The organism is Wolbachia endosymbiont (group A) of Pogonocherus hispidulus (assembly GCF_964028195.1).
Lineage (GTDB): Bacteria > Pseudomonadota > Alphaproteobacteria > Rickettsiales > Anaplasmataceae > Wolbachia.
This window is the reverse complement of sequence record NZ_OZ034750.1, coordinates 923,748-943,475: the sequence shown is the minus strand read 5'-3', so window position 1 is coordinate 943,475 and position 19,728 is coordinate 923,748. Positions and strand designations below refer to the sequence as shown.

Below are 19,728 nucleotides of genomic sequence, written 5' to 3'. Positions count from 1 at the left end.
TAATATCGCTTTAAACTTTTTATTGTGCATAAAGGATAAGTTGCTACAATAAAATGAGTTAAAGGTAGAGAAAGCTTTAAGTTATGCAGAAAAAAAAAACAACGATAGAAGAGGAAAAAGGCATATTAGGATGGATAGAATATAGATTGCCTATATTTTCTTTTTTGAAACACATTGCTTCTTATCAGGTGCCAAAAAACTTAAATTATGCTTGGAACTTTGGCTCTTTGGCTGGTATAGCGCTGATTTTACAAATAATAACAGGCATATTTCTTGCTATGCACTATACTCCACATGTTGATTATGCGTTTAATAGTGTAGAGCGCATAATGCGTGACGTGAACTATGGATGGCTGATACGCTACACTCATGCTGTCGGGGCATCGCTCTTCTTTATGGTAGTCTATGTTCATATAATGCGTGGGTTATATTACGGATCTTACAAGAGGCCACGAGAGATGGTGTGGTTTGTTGGTATATTTATATTTTTTGCAATGATGGCAACTGCCTTTATGGGATATGTTCTTCCCTGGGGACAAATGAGTTTCTGGGGTGCAACAGTTATAACCAACTTATTTTCTGCTATACCTTTAATTGGCAATAAAATAGTTATATGGTTATGGGGTGGTTTTTCAGTGGATAACCCAACACTTAACCGTTTTTTCGCTCTGCATTATCTTCTGCCTTTTGTTATTATTGCTTTAGCTATGCTTCATGTGATAGCTCTGCATAGGTTTGGCTCTGGTAACCCAAGTGGAGTGGAGGTAAAATCAGATAAGGATACCATTCCTCTCTATCCTTATTATATAGTCAAGGATTGCATAACTTTTGGTCTGTTTTTTGTAGTTTTGTTTGCATTTGTTTTCTATGCTCCTAATTATCTTGGACATCCAGACAATTATATAGAAGCTGATTCTATGGTCACTCCGGTGCATATAGTGCCAGAGTGGTATTTTTTACCTTTTTATGCAATGCTACGTTCGATTCCAGAGAAACTTACTGGTGTGCTTACCATGTTTGCGTCTATTTTAGTGTGGTTTTTGTTACCTTGGCTTGATAGATCAAAAGTTAAAAGTGGTGCTTATCGCCCAGTGTTCAAAAGATTTTTTTGGGTTTTTGCAATAAATTTTGCACTTCTTGCCTGGCTTGGAGGACAAGAGGTGAAAGAGCCTTACATCACTATGAGTAGGCTATCCACTCTTTATTACTTTGCATACTTTGTGATAATTTTACCACTGCTTAGTAAGTATGAAAAGCCAAAAGAACCACCAAAAACCTTAAGTGATTCTGTGCCGGAGATGAGGTGATGTCAACTCAAAGCAGATCTCTTACAAAATTCTCTGTCATCCCAGCTTCACAACTGTATGAACGTTGTATACAACACACAGTGTCATTCCACTATCTTCCGTTGTCATCCCAGTGCTTGACACTGGGATCCAGATATAAAAATACTTACAAATCATGCAATGGACAACAGATTCTAGGAGTGCACGATAACCATAATGTCAGTGATGAAATAAGCTGGATTCCAGTGTCAGCTACTTGCATGACATCAATTCGAAATTTACTAAAACAGTGGTTATGCATGGGATCTAATGTATTTGCAATCTTCTGCATGCTATTCCTATCTAGTTTTACATCTGCAGAAGAATTCAAGCCATCACCAAATAAAAAAATGGACTGGAAATTTGATGGAATTACCGGATCTTTCGATAGAGAGTCAATTCAACGAGGCTATAAAGTGTATAAAGAAGTCTGTGCTGCTTGTCATTCAATGAATAGGATAGCATTTCGTAATTTGCAAGATGTTGGTTTTTCTGAAGAAGATATAAAACAGATTGCAGCTTCTTACCAAGTTAAAGATGGTCCGAATGATTTGGGTGAAATGTTCGATAGACCTGGAATACCTTCGGATTATTTTATTGCACCTTTTGATACAAAAGAAGCAGCTGCAGCAAGCAATAATGGTGCAGTTCCACCAGACTTATCGTTAATTATTAAAGCAAGGCATGATGGTGCAAATTATGTCTATTCACTGTTAACAGGCTATCAAAACGGCGAGCACGATGAAAATGATTTATATTTTAATTCGTATTTTCCAACAGGCAGGTTAGCTATGGCGCCCCCACTTTCTGAAGGAATGGTGGAATATGATGGTGCAAGACAAGCCACAGTTGAAAATATGGCGTATGATGTGATAAATTTTTTACAATGGACAGCAGAGCCAGAATTAGAGCGCCGGCATAAACTTGGATTAAAAGTAGTGGCGTATTTTATAATTTTAACAGTGTTTTTTGTATTAACTAACAATAGAATTTGGAGCAAGCTCTATAAAAAGAAGTGATAGTCAATTTTGCCTCAAATACAATGGTTGTCATCCAAGTAGCTAACACTGGTTCCTTTATGACGGCAGTGCCCAGAGGTGTCATGCAAGTAGCTGACAACATAGAAACGAAAAAACTTGCTTGACAAGCTTCGCCAGTCCCCTTATCATGAAACTGAAGCTATTTATTTATCTTCTCTGTACAGATTAAATGACAAAAAAACTCACGTATCTGGCGTATCATGTTTAATTTTTTGCATTATGTGCACCTTATGTCTTTATAAAATTTCTACCTACATAAGCTGAAACGCGCTTATAAAGCGTTTAAAACATAAAAAAACGCCAACTTAAAAAATGGATAGTGAATAACTAGCTACCCTAGGGTTTCTTTTGCCTTTTTTTCTGTTTAGTAAATTTCTTAATGTTTATAATTTAGATTAGTTGCGGCTTAAAAGCAACTGGATCGCGGTTATTAAACGTTTAGAATAAAAAAACGCCATACTTGAAAGTATAATGTAAGTAACTAGCCAACCACGGGGCTTCTTTTGCCTTTTTTTTCATTTGGTAAATTCCTTAATATTTATAGCTAAACGACAATCGTCATCCCGCTGCTTGTTAGCGGGATCTAGAGATACCGTGACGGTATGACGAGGGAGAACAGTTAGCGGCTGAGATACCGCGAATGAATCGCGGTATGACGTAGGACTGCTGTCATTCCAGTACTCCTTTTTTTGTCATCCCAGTGCTTGACACTGGAATCTCGATACAATGTTGAACACTTTTTTTTTGCCTTTCTAGAGCAAGTTCTTTCAATCGAAACACTATATGTACGTTATCATCATCAATTTCAATGCGTTGAACTAATTTTCTTATTATATCAAGTTTAGTTTCATAGTCTGCTTGATTAAGTTCTGATTCAATCTCAGAGGAAAAACTTTCTATGCTACTTGTGATAAAATCTAATTCCTTCTTTAGCCTCTTTTCATCACTCACTTCTTCCTTTTGCTCTCTGATTCCTTTTAACTCCTTTTCCATTGCTTCAACTTCTGCATCATACTTTTCCTTCGTTATATGTCCTCGCGCATATACATAAGCTAATCTTTCGATACCTTGTTCTATTTTATCTGCACGTTTTTCAATCTCATCCTTTGCTTGCTTATTCTCGTGTTTTTCAAGCCTAACCTTTGTCATTGCCTCTGGTTCTTTGAGTACCATCTTTACTTCTTCCCATACTACCTCTTCTAGTATATCCACGCGTATTGATTTGCTGCTACATACCCTATTTCCACCAAAACGGTTAGCATCTGTTCCAGGACATCGATAGTAACTTCTTCCTCCCTTCACATTACTCATTCCATAATAAGTGTATTTACAACACTGACATACCATTAATCCTTGTAATAAGTATTTTCTTCCACTTTGCTGCATTCTTGCTCTTTTTTTATTTTCAAATAGCTGCTTTTGTACTATATCAAATAACTCCTCTTCAACTATATTTGGTATTTCTATATGAATCCAATTCTTTTTCTCAGTTTGATAAACGGAATAGCTTTTTTTCCTCACCTTCCATACTGCTCTCATTTCCTTTTTTATTGGACCTACACTCGTTTTACCAAATGCTGCTTGTCCTTTGTATGCTGGATTCCTCAACATTCTACACACTGTACCTGCATGCCAATTTCTTCTGCCCTTTGGAGCAGTAATACACATCTCTTTTAGCCTTCTTGTAGTTTCTTTTAAGCTCACTCTTTCTTGACCTACCCACTCAAACAGCTTACGTACTACTTTTGCCTCTTCTTCATCAATTTTAAATTTTGCTTCTTCTCTTATTATATGTTTTATATAGCGGTATCCATAAGGTGCGTTTCCCATTACACTTACACATCCTTTCCTTGCTGCATGGAGCTTTCCCCTTCGACTTCTTTCCATTATCTTTGCACATTCGTATTCTGAGATTAATCCTTGTACTCCTAATAGTAATTTTGACTCTGGGTTATTTTCAGTCTTATAGTTTAGGAATATTACTTCTGCTCCCTCTTTCTCAAACTCTTCAAGTAATATCATCTGGTGCGAAGATTTCCTTGATAATCGATCAGGTGAATGAATGTAAATTTTATCCACTTCACCTTCTCCTACTTTATCTCGTAATTCATCTAAACCTTCTCTTTTTAAATTCCACCCACTAAAGCCATTGTCCTTAAATTTATTCTCATTCAATAACTTATGCCCATCTGTAGCAATTCTACGCTCAAGCTCTACAACTTGGCTCTCTATCGTATTGTTCTGTTCTTGTTTCCTCGATGAAACTCTTGCATATAAGGCCACTGTTGTCATTCTTTTCCACCTCTTTTTTATTTAAAAATTCCTTTTTCTTTCTTTCCATCAATCGTTTTAGTAGTATTCCGTAAGCATCTGATAAATACTTATCTGATAACTTGCTTGGTTCATAATGACGATGAATAGTAAACGTTCTTTCTCGCATGTTTTTCTCCTGTAAATGTTCCTAGGAGCTTTGCCTACTCCCTTTTTCCATCAACCCTTGCGAAAAAGACCAATTATTAGCTTTCTACATCCATTCAATTTGGTATTGAAGACTCCCTTTATCTTCTATTTCAGCCTTTCATCTACTTCTTTCCTTTACTGCCTTCGCTTTTCAAATAACTTTTCAATTCTGTCCACCTCTTTCTTCAATACTTCAGTTACATCTTTGCTATTTTTTGCATAATCCATCGCTGTCATTCCAAATTTATCTTCTTGCTCTATTTCAGCCCCTGCTTTTACTAACTCCTCCACTATTTCTTTTTTACCTACCATACATGCAAGGTGCAGCGGCGTGCATTTATTTCCATATTCTTCCGCATTTACATTCGCTCCTGATTTTATCAATTCTCTCATGGTTTCTAGGCGTTTCTCCGTTACTGCTAGGTGCAGTGCTGTATGTCCTCCTACATCTGCTGCATTCACATCTACTCCTTTTTCAACTAATAACCTCACTGTTTTTGCGTCTACTGCATAATGTAGAACTGTTCTTCCATTCTCGTCTCTTGCATAAATATTTTTATATGAGTTCTCTAATAATTCTTTTGCTGACTTATTAAATGCCTCTTTCTTACCAAGCTTTAACATAATCCACCTCACCTTTTCTTTAAACCTAAGCCTTCTTTCTCACCACCTCATCTATCATTTCGTTCACTTGGCTCATTATCTTGCTTGCCAAATTTTTACATTCTTCCTCTATTAGTGACTTATCTTTCTTCCTTATTTCTCCTATCTCTATTATTTTTAACTCCGGTAAGTAGCTCCCATTCAACATGTCTGCTATTTTTCCCACTAGTCCCTCTATTCCATAGCAGGTCAGTTCTCTACTTTTTGTTATTCCACCTTTTTCTCTCAGAAATTTACTCGCCTTTTCACTCTCTTTGCTATCACACAGACAGTACTTTTCACTTTCCCAGATATAGTACATTGGTGTTGCACCATACTTATTCAGTTGATTAACTTCAGCTCCTGCTTTTACTAGCTCTTTTATTATTTCAACTCCTGCTCCTCCTATTTTGCACGCAGAGTGCAGTGGCGTACATCCACTAACATATTGAGTGGCATTTATTTCCGCTCCTGACCTTAGCAGCACTTTTACATTTTCTAAACTTTTTGCGAATACTGCACAGTGCAGAGGTGTATAACCATTTTTATCTCTTGCATTAACATCTGCTCCTTTTTTTATTAATAACCTCACTGTTTTGTAATTGGAGATTTCTACTGCTTGGTGCAATACTGTTTCTCCTTTTTCATCTCTTTTATTAATATCTTTAAATCCGTTACTTGATACTTCTTTAAAAAACTTACTAAAAGATTCCTTGCTAAAACTCATTTCATACCTCACAAAATTAGCTTTTCTAGCGCCAGATAAATTTCTTATGTTTACCTGCTGCTATTCAAGTCATGTCCTTTTTAGCATAAGAAAGCAAGTCTTTTTCTTTTTATTTCATATACTTTAACCTGTTATTAATATAATATATGAGGATCTAAGTATAAGTACTTAACTTATTAGACATATTACTTGACTATTTTTCCAACTTCTGTGCAAATATCGATGTTCGTGCCACTTCAATACTCCCGGGTAAAATACTAAAATGTGCTTTTCTAACTCGTGTATTGAGTCTTTTTGCTCTGTATCTAAATCGTTTTTATAGTAAACATTGTGTTCTGCTAAAACATATTTTGTAATCTTCTGATCAGTATAGTTTTCCGCTTTATAATGATGGGCAACGCTAAACCTTTCTAAAATTGGCTTGTGTTTTAAATTCCAATGTTGCCATGAAAGTTTATCGCTTCCCAATACAAATTTATTCCCTCTTTCCTCTACACTACTAACTGGAAAGCACGCATTTATTTCTCCTAAATCCCAACTATTGTAAGTTAAAAATATGATATAAAGGAGATAAGAGGGAAGATAACCCTACTCACTATAGGAATAGAGTTATCACGGGCGTGTGCGACCGACCAACTGTTGGTATTATAACCGTTCGGATCAAGGTACACTAGCCCATCTCTCGATACGTTTGAATAGTTGCATGGGACATATGTATGCACCCGTTTACAATCTTAAATTAATTAAAACTAATCGAGGTTATTATGATTACATCTTATCAAAATTTTATTGGCATTGATATCGGAAAATTTAAAAATGTTGTTGCAGTTCACAAACAGAAGAACGCTGTCGAATTCGACAATGATACTGCTGGCTGGCAACAATTGTTTCAAGATTTTTCAAATATCTTACCTAATTCTTTAGTAACTCTGGAAAACACTGGAAAATATGAGCTTGGCTTAGCACATTTTCTTGTTGATAAAGATATTGCTGTACATCGAGCTAATACTCGCAAAGTAAAAAGCTTTGTTCTATCTCATGGAACTTTAGCAAAGTCTGATCAATCAGATGCAAGAGCCCTTGCTCAGTATGGGTTTGAACGCTATAGTACTCTATCTCTATTTGCACCTATGTCAAAAGAACAAACAACCTTAGTTGCACTTTGTCAACGTCGTGATGACATTACAAAAATGAGAGCTCAAGAGAAATCTAGGCTTGCAGCACCTGAAAACGACCATATAAAAGAAAGCTGTCAGAAAACTATTGAATTCTTTAATAGCCAGATAGATGAGCTCAACAATACCATACAAAAAATTATTGATGAGAATCCAGAGTTACAAAAGCGCCAAAAAATCCTTAAAACAGTTCCAGGAATAGGTGCAAAATTATCTCAAGATTTTCTGTGTCTAATGCCAGAACTTGGTTATGTAAGTAGGGGAGAAATTGCAAGTCTTGCTGGAGTTGCACCTCATCCGAAAGAAAGTGGTAAAACTATTGGTTATCGCAGAATAAGTGGTGGCAGAAGCAACGTTCGTGAAAAGCTTTTTACAGCTGCGATGTCTGCTTCAAGGTCTAAGTCTGCGCTTGGTGCCTTCTATTCAAGGCTTGTTGGTAAAGGTAAAAAGAAGATGGTGGCTATGACAGCTCTAATGCGTAAAATCATAGTAATTGCCAATGCGAGGCTTAAAGAAGCAGTCAATGTGAATTAAAAAAATCTGCATAGAAAATAGGTTAACGAATATGTGGATAAATACGTCTACACACATTTAAAGTATTTATACACATATTCGTTAACCATAAGATCTAAGCAGTAACTGTTGTTTGATACAAAATTTTTCTATGATTAAGTTAGGGTTTTTATTGTCAAAAATGCACTTTTTACTCGAATAAAAAACAAAATTACAAACAAAAGTTGTAATGAAACTAAATTCAAAAAATTTTAAAAAACATAGTTGATTGTGAGCTAGCTAATCTCAACTTTACACGTATGAAAAATATGTATGGGAATTTTATGTCTAAAAAGCAAAAAGAGTTAAAGATGTTATTGATTGATAATATCAAGGAGTGTGTTTCTTGCCTACTTCCAAATGGTGAGTTTTACCGAGAAAAAACTTATATTGGAGACTTAAATGGAAATACAATTACAGTTAAAATAGTAGGTAAAGAAGCTGGTGATTGGCGTAATTTTACTGAAGGGACTGGCGGTGATATTATTGATCTTTGGGTTTTAATTAAAGGTGATATATATTCTGCTAGGAAGTGGCTCAATAAGAAATCAAAGAGTGGAGAAAAAAAGGGGGGGAAAAGAGAAGAAAAAATATTTTCTGTAAAGCAGTACTTAAGTGATCAATCGCCAATACCAGAAGATATAATAGCTCCACGAATTCTCACTCCAGGTGGTCTTTTAGTTATTGGTGGTACTCCAAAGGTTGGCAAAAGTTATTTTCTTCTCTCTTTGCTTGCACATCTTGCAGCAGGAGTGTCGTTTCTTAAGATGAAATCAGCAAGGCCACTAAAAATAATCTATCTGCAAAATGAGATGGAGTACAATTACATCAGGGAACGCATACAACAAATCATAACTAATCAAAGGCTGCCAAATCTAGCAGAAGAAAACTTGATTGTTACTACAAAGATGAGATTAACTTTAAATGATGAAGGTATAGAGAGAATAAAAGATATTATAAAAGAAAAGTTTGATATCAAAATGATAGACCTTATCGTTTTGGATTCTCTTGACTATGAAAATATATTTTCTGGCCTGCAAAGCAGAATAGAAAGACTACGTTCTGTGATTAATCCTACAGCTGGAATAATTATCACACGTCATACCAGAAAAGTATCCACAGCTACATTAGCAAAAAGTCCTTTTCAAGCTTTAATTGGTGCTAATGCTTTAAGAAGCTTTTATACATCTGGTATGGTAATGTTTCAACCAAATAAACGTGCAAATGTCTTGCAAGTAGTATATGAGCTAAGAAATGGTAAATCAATACCAGCAAAATTCATTAGCAGAGTAAATGGGCGCTGGCAGAACTCTAAAGTTATAGCTACGGCTTAATTTGTCTGCAAAAACGTGAAAACTCAGCTTCTGCAAAACATCAGATCTTGTCTTTTTCACCTACTACCAAGAGGAACATTTCGTGGCGATAAGTTTTATGTAGGTGATGTACAGGGTAACAAAGGCAAAAGCACTGTAATAGAGTTAACAGGTGAAAGAGCCGGATTATGGAAAGATTTTGCAACAGGAGAAGGTGGTGACATTATTGACCTTTGGGCAACAGTACACGGGAAGAATGCGAAAACAGAATTTCCTGAAGTAATGCTCTCAATAAGTGAATGGCTTGGCATCAAAGAAAAAAATAATATTAGAGATCTAGAACAATACCTGACTTGTAGTTGGAACTACTACGATGAAAATAACCAATTGATTGTAATAGTCTACCGTTATGATCCTCCTTTAGAGAGAAAACAATTTAAACCATTTGATGTTAAAAAACAAAGATTCAAAGAGCCGGAGATAAGGCCACTCTATAATATTCCAGGTATTTTAAAGTCCGATAAGGTTATTCTGGTTGAAGGAGAAAAGTGCGCAGAAGCACTTATAGAGAAAGGAATAACTGCAACAACAGCAATGTTTGGAGCAAATGCGCCTATTGATAAAACAGATTGGACTCCGCTAAAAGGTAAACATATTATCATTTGGCCAGACAATGATGAAGCAGGTAATAAATATGCTAAAAACGCTGAAAAGAAACTTTTAGAACTTGGTGTTGCATCACTTGCTACGCTTAAGATTCTATCGGATAAACCAAGGAGTTGGGATGCTGCTGATTGTCTGTTAGAGGGAATAAATATTGAAGAATTTATCGAAAAAAACTCAAGAAAAATAATTATTAAACCACCACTTGATATTTTCAGCTGGAGTGTAGAGCGTTTTGTAGGTCCAGTACCAAAGCAAAGATTCTTGGTTGAAGGATTATTTCCTTTGGGTGTAACCTCTATTTTGGCTGCAATGGGAGATACAGGCAAAGGTATGCTTCTTCTTGACCTAGCCCTCAAGGTTGCAGCTAGCATAGATCAGGTATGCGGATTTGGCCAACTTGTTACTGAACACGGATCTGTTGTGGTATTTTCTGCAGAAGATGATACAAATGAAATACATCGTCGCTTAGAACGACTTGATCCAAAATGCGAGAGATTAAAATATAAAGATAGGCTATTTATTGTACCACTGCCAAATATAGGAGGATCTTTTACCATACTTAAGAATGTTCGCGGTAAAGTTGTAGAAATATCTCCAGAATTTGAGTCTGTAGTGAAACAGCTGAGCAAGATAAAAGATTTGAAGCTCATTATATTTGATCCCCTTGCTTCTTTCATTCATGCAGATTTAAATGCTGATCCAGCAGTAGGGGATTATCTCATGTGTTTATTATCTGATTTAGCATGTAGCACTGGAGCTTCAATAATTACTGCACATCATATGAGAAAGCTGAAGGGAGAAAAGCCTATATCAACAGTAGAGCAAGCACGAGATGCTATTCGAGGTACTTCTGCTCTCGTAAATGGAGTCAGGTGTTCTTTTGCTTTTTGGCCTGTTGAGGATATGACTAAACCAATGATTTTTAGGTCAGTTGGAAAAATTCCAAGACAAAATGCCTTATTTTATGGAGCAGTTGTTAAAGCAAACGGCCTAGCTGATCGTACCATACGTACTTACCTAAGAAATGAAGAAACAGGGCTATTGGAAGACATTACTGAACAATTAAAAGCTCAAAATATTAGCGATAAAGATCTTAAAATATATCTTATTGATTCAATTGCGCGAGCTGCTAGTTCAGGACATCCATTTACTCATACAGGAAGTGCAGGAATACATAAACAACGACATAGATTGCCTGAAGTTTTTCATAGTATGGGAAGGGATAGACTAGAGCGTATAGTTCAAGAGCTTTTACAAGCAAAGCAAATAGTTAAAGGAATGGTTAATGGTTCAAAAGAAGATAAATGGCTTGATGTAAAAACAGGACCATTTGCACGTGGAGTTGGAAAATTTACTCATGGAGCTGAAAATTTTTAAAATCAGGAAATTCTATTTTTTTATAGTCAAAGTAAAAGGGTTAATACGATAACCATATGATGATCTTTGCCAACCAAGGGTTTGTATTACATCATCACGTTCAATACTTAATCCTAATTTCTCAGCAAGTGTAGCTTTGATTGTTCTTTGCATTTTATTTAATGGTCTTCTGATTTGATGTTCTAAATCTGCTTCTAAACTAAGTCCCAAGAGTTTTTCTAACTGATTAATATTGAGAAGTGTATGTTTTTCAGGTGGTAATTCTTTCTCACAGTCATATAAAAATTGCCTAAATAATATTCGAAAAATATTAAGACATGATGCAGCTTTTTTATTTATAACTTCAATACTATTAACATATACCATACCTTTAACTACCTGTAACTCCAAAAGCTTTGTTGGTACAATTGGTTCAATACGTTTAAGCGAAATATACGAAGCTGGTAAAACTTGCAAAGAAGTATTTTCTACTACCTCTGGTACTCCTTATATGTTAAAAATAGGTTTTTATAAGTACTACAAAGTAGTAATGTAAAGACATACAGAGAAGAGGAACCGTGTCCAGTCTTGGTCATAAGGACCGTAGTATAGCAAGGTTTTCTTCTCTGGTTTATACTGAAGTTCCGAACAACTGATTGAGTTTTTAGACTCGTATATAAGGGTGGAAAATACAGTATATATTGTTTATCAACATTTACGGAGGAATTATGAATTCATCAAATATTATTGCTGGCATTGATGTTAGCAAAGCTAAACTTGATATTCATATCCATCCACTTGGATATCATAAAGTATTTGAAAATAACGTGCAAGCTATTGATCAAATACTCGACTTTTTACGTTTGCATAATGTAAGCAAAGTTGGTCTTGAAGCAACAGGTGGATATGAAAAATTATGTGCCTATACTTTACTAAGCAATGGTTTTGAGGTATATGTTATTCAACCTAGATGGGTTAGAGATTATGCAAAAAGCCTTGGCGTTGCTACTAAAACCGATAAAATAGACTGTAGTATCATCTCACGTTATATTAATAATACAGATATGCGTGTTACTCCTTTAAAAGTTAGTAATGTTGATTGTTTGAGGCAAAAGCTATCTCGTAGAAATCAACTTGTAGAAATAGCAAAAATACAAAAAACCCAAGCTTACCAGGTAACTGATATATCCATAATAAAACAAATGGAAGAGCTACTTGCCATTTTACAAAATCAAATCCAAGCCTTAGAAGATGAGATGATGGAGTTGATTGATCAAAGTCAAGAGCTTAAAAGAAAATACATATCAATAACTAGTATACCAGGTGCAAGTAAAATCACAGCTATTACTATGATTTGTTATCTACCAGAACTAGGGACGCTTCAAGAAAAGCAAATATCCAGCCTTGCCGGGGTTGCACCTTTTAATCGAGACAGTGGTTTTAGTAAAGGAAAAAGGTGTATTCAAGGCGGTAGGTCACAAATTAGAACAGTTTTGTATATGTGTATTCTTAGTGCGCGGGAATGGAATTCTTACATAAAAACTTTTTTTGATAGGTTGTATAATCAATATAAAAAACCATATAAAGTTGCTTCTACCGCTGCTATGAGAAAGTTACTTTTACTTGCTAACTCCTTGGTAAGAGACGGTAGAGTGTTCACTGAGGAATATAGCCCTAAGTCTACTTCTCTAGTAAGTTAGTGTAGCTGTGGATAAGTACGCCCACATAAACTATAAGTACTTATACACAGCTACATCAATTAAGAGTTATAGCTTATATTATGTAAAAATACATTGAAGAGCACATTATATTTAACGGGCTAAATTTCTTTGATATTTTTCATTTTTCTATTGACTTTTAACACAACTGCTCTTTTAGCTGCCTCTTGAAATATCTCAGTTAAAGTCTTAAGCTGACAAAACAGTTCTACCATTGGCACTACATATAGGCTCAACAATAGATTAGGTATATCTTTTTTTAGAGTGATGAGAACTGTCGGATGGACTCTAAGTTTATCTATAGTTAAAAATATCGCATCAGTACAAAAATCAAGGATTATTAGATTTACAATGCGACCTTGATTACAAATATAATAAACTCCTTTTTCTACTTTTTCCCACATAAGTCTTGAATCATTCAACTTTGTTTCAAACCAGTTTATGATTTTCTCTATATTTAAGTATATGGATAAGAGATGAAATCTCTGTTTTTTATAAGTATTAGGCAAAATATGACGAGAACAGTTTTCACAAATAGCATCATCACATGCTTCATCAAAGTCTGGATTAATAAAAATCTCATTGCTACAACTTGGATCAATTACATTTGGCCAATCAAGATGATCTTCTTCACGAGAGCAAACAATATAGTACCTTTCTTGCATTTTTATCAATCCAAGATCAAATAAGTATCTTGCTGCTTTAATGTGATTTTGACTTGGATTAACCCAAGAACTATTTGAACTTAAAAGATCAGCAATTTGCTCGTGAAAGGATTTTAAGACCATAAGATTGTTCCATATGTTTCTTCAGGTCCTCTCTTTCTTTTTTATTGAGTGGATGCTCTGAATAATAAACTTCCCCACTTATTTTGAAAGAAAATGTTACCTTTTTGTTTTGGAACATTACTTTAGCTGATTGAATAGATTGTAGTATATTGCCAACAGATGGCTTTAAAATATGTAATTCTGGTGCAATAGGATCATACGGCTTTACACTCAAAGTAAGATATGTATTACTATTTTTAAAATAATCTGACTTAAAATTTAACTCAAATATACAAATATTAGGGTCAGAACCCTCTATACATGCTTGAAGAAATTTATGCACTTGTAGTGGAAAGTTCTTATCTTGTATATTTACAAAAGTACATTCGCAGTCGAAATAGCAACTTACAATGCTATTTGCTATTTCCACAGCTTTATTAGTATTTTTAGCACAGAGATTAACCTTTGTACCATCAAGCAAAAAATCTAAAATCATCCACTCAGGTTTATGACCATGAACAACTTTGTTTGAATTAAGCAGTAAATCCATGTCACTTCCTCGACGTACAAACATATATATCCGATCTTGATGATGGAAAAAACCCTGCAACTGGTCATCATCCTTAAGTATCTGCTCTACGGCTTCTTGTGACATAAATTCCTTAAATGAAGTATTTATTTGTCTTGGTGATTTCTGTAGAGCAAATGATACGAAACCTTTCTTTTGTACTTTATCAAAGTGATAGACAGATTTTAGAAGTTCACAATTTATGTGAAACAGTAAAAACAATAAGGATCTTTTATCATACTTAGTATTATTTTTTATCAGGTACGATCTCATTAACTCTTGAGTGAGGGCAAATCTTGCTACTTCACTAACTGTAGCTTCAAGTTTTGTACGATCAAAGTGGCTAATGAGATAATAGTTAAAAAGAGAGTCAGAGTAACCGGTAAGTATCTTACGTTTTTGTTGAGTGGATCTATCGTCATAATCTCCGTCCTGAAAAAGGTGTCCATTTAAATGATTTTTAAAGCAATGCTGAAAAATGATGCTCAGTTGTTTACCAGAAAGGGAATCTAACCAAGATTGACGTATATTAGAATCCTGAAAACGATCTAATAAAAGGTTAACAGGAACTTCTAAATCGCTTTCCCAAAATTCATGGCTTGGATGAACATTCATATTACATAAAATAAGCTATATTATACATAATATGACAATTCAAGCAAAGATTTTTTGGACATAATTTTTTCAAATCTTGTATATTTAATTAGGGAGAATTTGTGTAAACTAGATAGCTTTCTTAAATAAGGTGTGCATTGGTTTAGTTTAATAGAAGTCTCCTAACCTATAAAAAAATTCACAGGAAGAAAAACATGCAAAAAGGGGATTTAACTATTTATTGCCGTTATGAACCTCACAGATTGGCGGGTACATATTTGGCAAATGCTTATGAACAATTATTGAAATATAAAATAAAGGAGGTAGAAGAAAATGGTAACGGTAAGCTTGTATGCAAGAGTTTCATCAAGACAACAGGCACAGGAGAATACAATAGAGAGTCAGATTGTAGAGTTGGAGCGTCGCATTGGTAGTGATGGACATGAGTTATTAGATGAGCACAGGTTTGTTGATAATGGCTACAGTGGATCAAACTTAGAACGTCCTGGCTTAGAAAATTTACGTGATAGAGTAGCAGAAGGTAGGATTGATAAGATATATATTCATTCACCTGATCGGCTATCACGTAAATCTGCATACCAAGCGCTCTTACTCGAAGAGTTTAGAAAAGCAGGGTCAGAGGTTATTTTCTTAAATCATAAATTTGAGGATAACCCAGAATCTAATATGTTTTTAGGAATTCAAGGATTAGTAGCAGAGTATGAACGTGCAAAGATTATGGAACGTAATCGCAGAGGAAAACTCCATGCAGCTAAAACTGGCCGTATAAGCGTAATGAGTAATGCACCTTATGGTTATCGCTACATAGCAAAACATGTAGGTGAAGGAAGTGCTCAGTTTGAAATTAATCAAGAAGAAGCAGATGTAGTGCACAAAATATTTAATTGGGTTGGTCAAGAAAGAGTAAGCATCAATGAAGTTGTACGTAGACTTAGTGAGATACCGGTAATAACACAAACAGGAAAAGAACGTTGGAAAAGAAGTACTATCTGGAAAATGTTAAGAAATCCTGCTTATATAGGACGAGCAGCTTATGGTAAAACTAAGGCATGCTCGAAGCCACAAGTAAGGAAATCAAAAAAAGGAACTTGTGGTAAACTCAAAAATGGTCATTTTAGTAATGATAAAGAGAACTGGATTTATGTTTCAGTGCCAAAAATAATCAGTGATAATTTATTTGATTCAGTGCAAGTACAGCTAACTGAAAATAGACAAAGAGCAAGAGTACGGGAAAGAAAAGAAACGTTTTTGTTGCGGAGTTTAACAGTATGTCAGCGCTGCCAATATACTTATTGTGGTGCATATAGTAGAAATCAACGTTATTCTTACTACCGGTGTTCTGGCTCCAGGTTTAATGGCAACAGAGTATGTGACAATAAATCAATACGTACTGATGTACTCGATACAGTTATATGGGAAGAAGTTAAGAGTATATTAAAAGAGCCAGATAGGATTGCAAATGAATATCAACGCAGATTGTCAGAGAGCAAAAAACCTTTACATAATCAAACACGTGAAAAGCAAGAAAGTAAGCTAAGATTAAGTATCAAAAAATTTATTGATAGCTATGCCAAAGGGTTTATAAGCCAAGAAGAATTTGAGCCAAGAATTACAACAATGAAACAGCATTTGAAAGAAATTGAGGAGGAAAAAGAAAAAGTACTTGATCAAGAGAAATTACAACAAGAATTGAGCCTTGTTACAGATAGCTTGAAAAACTTTTCCTCAAGTGTTGAATCAAAGCTTGATCAAGTGGATTGGCAGACTAAACAAAATATTATTAGAATGTTGATTCATCAAATTGAAATCAATCACAATCACTTGTATATAGTATTCCGCATAAAAAGTCTTGCAAATTTTGATCAAAATAGCCATAATAGAATTATGCAATGTTGTACTAGTTGTACAGACACTGGGATCCAGAAGACTTAATTTTAACCAAATAATAAAGGCTAGATCCCAGTGTCACGCACTGGGATGACAAAAAAAGGAGCACTGGAATGACAGCAGTCCTACGTCATACCGCCACGGTATCTCTTAGCCGCTAACAAGTAGCGGGATGACGAGATCATGCCACCGCGAACCGTCATACCGCGATTCATTCGCGGTATCTCTAGATCCCGCTAACAAGTAGCGGGATGACGAGCTTATAACAAGCAGCGGGATGACGATTGTCGTTTAGCCATAAATATTTAAGAAATTTACCAAATGAAAAAAAAGGCAAAAGAAGCCCCGTGGTGGTTGGCTATTTACTATGTACTAAAATATCGGCGTTTTTTTTATTCTAAAACGCTTGATTAAGAGCGATTTAGCTGCTTTTAACTTGCAACTAACCTACACCGCAAGTGTTTAAGAAATTTACTAAGCAGAAAAAAAGGCAAAGAAATCCCGTGTTAGCTAGTTGTCACTCTCTAATCCTGCAAATTGGCGTACTATACTGTCTTAAACGACTTATAAGCGCGTTTCAGCTTATATAGGTAAAAACCTAGAAGTATTGTGAAGACATAAGGTGCACATAGTGCAAAAAATTAAAAATAAGACGCCAACTACGTTGTTTTCTTGCTGTTTAATCTGCACAGATGAAGATAACTGAATACCTTCAGTATCATGATAAAGGGGCTGGCAGAGTTTGTCAAGTGGTTTCTATTGAATATATACAGTGGAATGATAAAATTCACACACACATTTTACTACATGATCAGCGCTGATATTAAAATGCTCATAGAGTGCTTTATAAGGTGCTGATTCTCCGAAGCTTTTCATGCCAATAAATATACCGTTTGAACCTATGTATTTATGCCAACCCATTTCACTTCCGGCTTCAATTGCAACTTTAATGCTGTCATTATTTAATATCGCCGCTTTATATTCATCACTTTGCTCGTCAAAAAGCCTCCAGCATGGCATAGAAACAACCCTTGTACCTATACCTTTTTCCTGCAATTTCTCCCTTGCTTTAACTGCAATTTCAACTTCAGATCCGGTAGCAAATATTGTCACTTTTAATTCTTTTGAACATTCACACAAAATATATGCACCAAACTTCGATAGATTAGCAGATTGATCGATATCAGAATGCATGTAACTTACGTTTTGCCTTGAGAGCGCAAACAGTGCTGGAGATTCTTTCTTTTCGAGTGCAATGCTAACACACTCCAGAGTTTCAACTGCATCGGCTGGTCTAAAAACATATAGATTTGGTATAGCACGCAAAGAAGCTAAATGCTCTATTGGTTGGTGAGTTGGGCCATCTTCTCCCACTCCAATTGAGTCGTGAGTCATGACATACATAACCTGCTGTTTCATCAGAGCTGAAAGACGTATAGCAGGACGACAGTAGTCGGAAAATACCAAAAAAGTGCCACCATAAGGAAGAATCGCGCCGTGAAGTGCCATACCATTCATACATGCTGCCATAGCGTGTTCTCTCACTCCATAGTGGACATAAGAGCCATTATAATTATTGCTATCTATTACCTGCATGTGCTTATATTTAGTGCAATTTGACCCAGTAAGATCAGCAGAACCGCCGATTAATTCCGGCATATGTTGTGTTAAAAGTTCCATTACCATGCCGAAAGAAGAACGTGTAGCTTCGTTTGGCATTAGCTCACATATTTGTTTCTTCAGGTCAGCTAAAACACCAGCGATATTATCCGGCAAACGCTTATTGAGTCTTCTTTGAAACTCCTCTGTCATCCCAGTCCCACTCTTTGTCATCCCAGTACTCTCTCTTGTCATCCCAGTGCTTGACACTGGGATCCATTCTTTTTCTTCTTTCCTGGATTCCAGCGTCACGCGCTGGAATGACATCGTGTAGTTTTGTTTTGCTCTCTCAACAGTTTTCTTCCAGGCATTTTTCACATCTTCTGGCACATGAAATGGCTCGTAGTTCCAATTCAATTTTTTTCTCATCTGTTTGATGTCTTCCTCCGAAAAAGCACCACTGTGAGCAGAGGATGTGCTAGCACGACTTGAAAATTTTCCGATAATGGTTTTGCAGCAGATCATTGTAGGTTTATCAGACTTTTTTGCTTGCTCTATTGCAAGGGATATGGCATCAAAATCATGGCCATCAATTTTGTCAACATTCCATCCATACGCTAAGAAGCGTTTCTCTACATCATCAGAACAGGAAAGGCAAGTAGCGCCATCTATAGAGATATCATTATCATCAAAAAGGGCTATTAATTTATTCAATTTAAGATGTCCAGCAAGTGATGCTGCTTCATGGCTTATTCCTTCCATAAGACAGCCATCCCCTAGCATCACGTAAGTGTAGTGATTAATTAAGCTATCTCCAAATTGTTCTTTAAGAATCGATTCAGCAAGTGCCATGCCAACAGCAGCGGCAAACCCCTTACCGAGCGGGCCTGTCGTTGCCTCTACCCCGGAAGTCAAGCCAAACTCTGGATGACCTGGGGTCTTGGATCCCATTTGCCTGAAGTTTTTTAGCTCATCTATGCTAATATAACCTGTCAAATATAATATTGAATATAGTAACATTGACCCATGACCGTTTGATAAAACAAAGCGATCTCTATTGAACCATTTAGAATCATCAGGATTATGATTCAGATATTTAGCAAACAAGACAGTTGCAACATCTGCCATGCCAAGTGGCATACCTGGGTGTCCAGAGTTTGCTTTTTGTACTGCATCAATTGATAAAAAACGGATGGCGTTTGCCATAGATTCCAAAGGTAGATGATTCATAGAAAAACTTAAAAATGAAGTATAAAAGATTATACCAGCAAAAACAAGTTGACACTGAGTGCTAAAATCCTTAATAATCTAGAGTTGA

The 19,728-nt window shown here is 35.6% G+C and carries 15 protein-coding genes and 1 pseudogene; 7 read left to right on the top strand and 9 right to left on the bottom strand.

What is annotated here, in order from left to right:
• Positions 1-83 precede the first annotated feature (83 nt).
• On the top strand, positions 84-1,307 hold the full coding sequence (locus ABWU58_RS04450) for a cytochrome b (RefSeq protein WP_353282688.1): 1,224 nt from the start codon (positions 84-86) through the stop codon (positions 1,305-1,307).
• A gap of 278 nt (positions 1,308-1,585) precedes the next feature.
• Complete coding sequence (locus ABWU58_RS04445) at positions 1,586-2,344, top strand: cytochrome c1 (protein WP_353283721.1); 759 nt, start codon at positions 1,586-1,588, stop codon at positions 2,342-2,344.
• Between the two features lie 690 nt (positions 2,345-3,034).
• Here the strand turns inward: ABWU58_RS04445 and ABWU58_RS04440 are convergent.
• The 5 genes and pseudogenes from ABWU58_RS04440 to ABWU58_RS04420 all read right to left on the bottom strand — a co-directional run.
• Complete coding sequence (locus ABWU58_RS04440; protein WP_353282687.1) at positions 3,035-4,657, bottom strand: recombinase family protein; 1,623 nt, start codon at positions 4,655-4,657, stop codon at positions 3,035-3,037.
• Positions 4,572-4,805 carry a hypothetical protein gene (locus ABWU58_RS04435; protein ID WP_353282686.1) on the bottom strand — a complete coding sequence of 78 codons (234 nt, stop codon included), beginning with the start codon at positions 4,803-4,805 and terminating at the stop codon, positions 4,572-4,574. Before ABWU58_RS04435 ends, ABWU58_RS04440 begins: the two co-directional genes overlap by 86 nt.
• 155 nt (positions 4,806-4,960) lie before the next feature.
• A complete protein-coding gene (locus tag ABWU58_RS04430; RefSeq protein WP_353282685.1) occupies positions 4,961-5,449 on the bottom strand; it encodes an ankyrin repeat domain-containing protein in 489 nt (162 codons plus the stop codon).
• A 25-nt stretch (positions 5,450-5,474) separates the two neighbouring features.
• The gene (locus ABWU58_RS04425) at positions 5,475-6,194 is read right to left on the bottom strand and encodes an ankyrin repeat domain-containing protein (protein ID WP_353282684.1); all 720 of its coding nucleotides are present in this window, start codon (positions 6,192-6,194) and stop codon (positions 5,475-5,477) included.
• A gap of 168 nt (positions 6,195-6,362) precedes the next feature.
• Positions 6,363-6,737: pseudogene (locus ABWU58_RS04420) on the bottom strand (phage tail protein); the annotation flags it as partial.
• 221 nt (positions 6,738-6,958) lie between these two features.
• Here ABWU58_RS04420 and ABWU58_RS04415 point away from each other — a divergent pair.
• The 3 genes from ABWU58_RS04415 (at position 6,959) to ABWU58_RS04405 (ending at position 11,277) form a co-directional block, all read left to right on the top strand.
• Entirely contained in the window at positions 6,959-7,903 is a 945-nt protein-coding gene (locus ABWU58_RS04415) for an IS110 family transposase (RefSeq protein WP_264336326.1), read from the top strand.
• Positions 7,904-8,205: 302 nt separating this feature from the next.
• Positions 8,206-9,255 carry an AAA family ATPase gene (locus tag ABWU58_RS04410; RefSeq protein ID WP_353282683.1) on the top strand — a complete coding sequence of 350 codons (1,050 nt, stop codon included), beginning with the start codon at positions 8,206-8,208 and terminating at the stop codon, positions 9,253-9,255.
• 15 nt (positions 9,256-9,270) lie between these two features.
• Complete coding sequence (locus tag ABWU58_RS04405; protein ID WP_353282682.1) at positions 9,271-11,277, top strand: AAA family ATPase; 2,007 nt, start codon at positions 9,271-9,273, stop codon at positions 11,275-11,277.
• A gap of 12 nt (positions 11,278-11,289) precedes the next feature.
• Here ABWU58_RS04405 and ABWU58_RS04400 read toward each other — a convergent pair whose 3' ends face one another.
• Positions 11,290-11,733, bottom strand: coding sequence for a hypothetical protein (locus ABWU58_RS04400; protein WP_353282681.1), 444 nt, complete (start codon positions 11,731-11,733; stop codon positions 11,290-11,292).
• A 251-nt stretch (positions 11,734-11,984) separates the two neighbouring features.
• Here ABWU58_RS04400 and ABWU58_RS04395 point away from each other — a divergent pair, with 251 nt between their 5' ends.
• A complete protein-coding gene (locus tag ABWU58_RS04395) occupies positions 11,985-12,956 on the top strand; it encodes an IS110 family transposase (RefSeq protein ID WP_353282680.1) in 972 nt (323 codons plus the stop codon).
• Positions 12,957-13,075: 119 nt separating this feature from the next.
• On the opposite strand, the gene ABWU58_RS04390 is transcribed toward ABWU58_RS04395, so the two are convergent.
• Together ABWU58_RS04390 and ABWU58_RS04385 are read right to left on the bottom strand one after the other, a co-directional pair.
• A complete protein-coding gene (locus tag ABWU58_RS04390) occupies positions 13,076-13,762 on the bottom strand; it encodes a hypothetical protein (RefSeq protein WP_353282679.1) in 687 nt (228 codons plus the stop codon).
• Positions 13,728-14,924 (bottom strand): hypothetical protein, encoded by a 1,197-nt coding sequence (locus ABWU58_RS04385; RefSeq protein ID WP_353282678.1) that lies wholly within the window; start codon positions 14,922-14,924, stop codon positions 13,728-13,730. The genes ABWU58_RS04390 and ABWU58_RS04385 overlap by 35 nt, the downstream gene beginning before the upstream one ends.
• Positions 14,925-15,236: 312 nt before the next feature.
• Here ABWU58_RS04385 and ABWU58_RS04380 point away from each other — a divergent pair, with 312 nt between their 5' ends.
• Entirely contained in the window at positions 15,237-16,856 is a 1,620-nt protein-coding gene (locus ABWU58_RS04380; RefSeq protein WP_353282677.1) for a recombinase family protein, read from the top strand.
• A gap of 711 nt (positions 16,857-17,567) precedes the next feature.
• Here ABWU58_RS04380 and tkt read toward each other — a convergent pair.
• Positions 17,568-19,640: a transketolase gene (gene tkt, locus ABWU58_RS04375; RefSeq protein WP_353282676.1), complete on the bottom strand. Its 2,073-nt coding sequence runs from the start codon at positions 19,638-19,640 to the stop codon at positions 17,568-17,570.
• Positions 19,641-19,728: the final 88 nt, after the last annotated feature.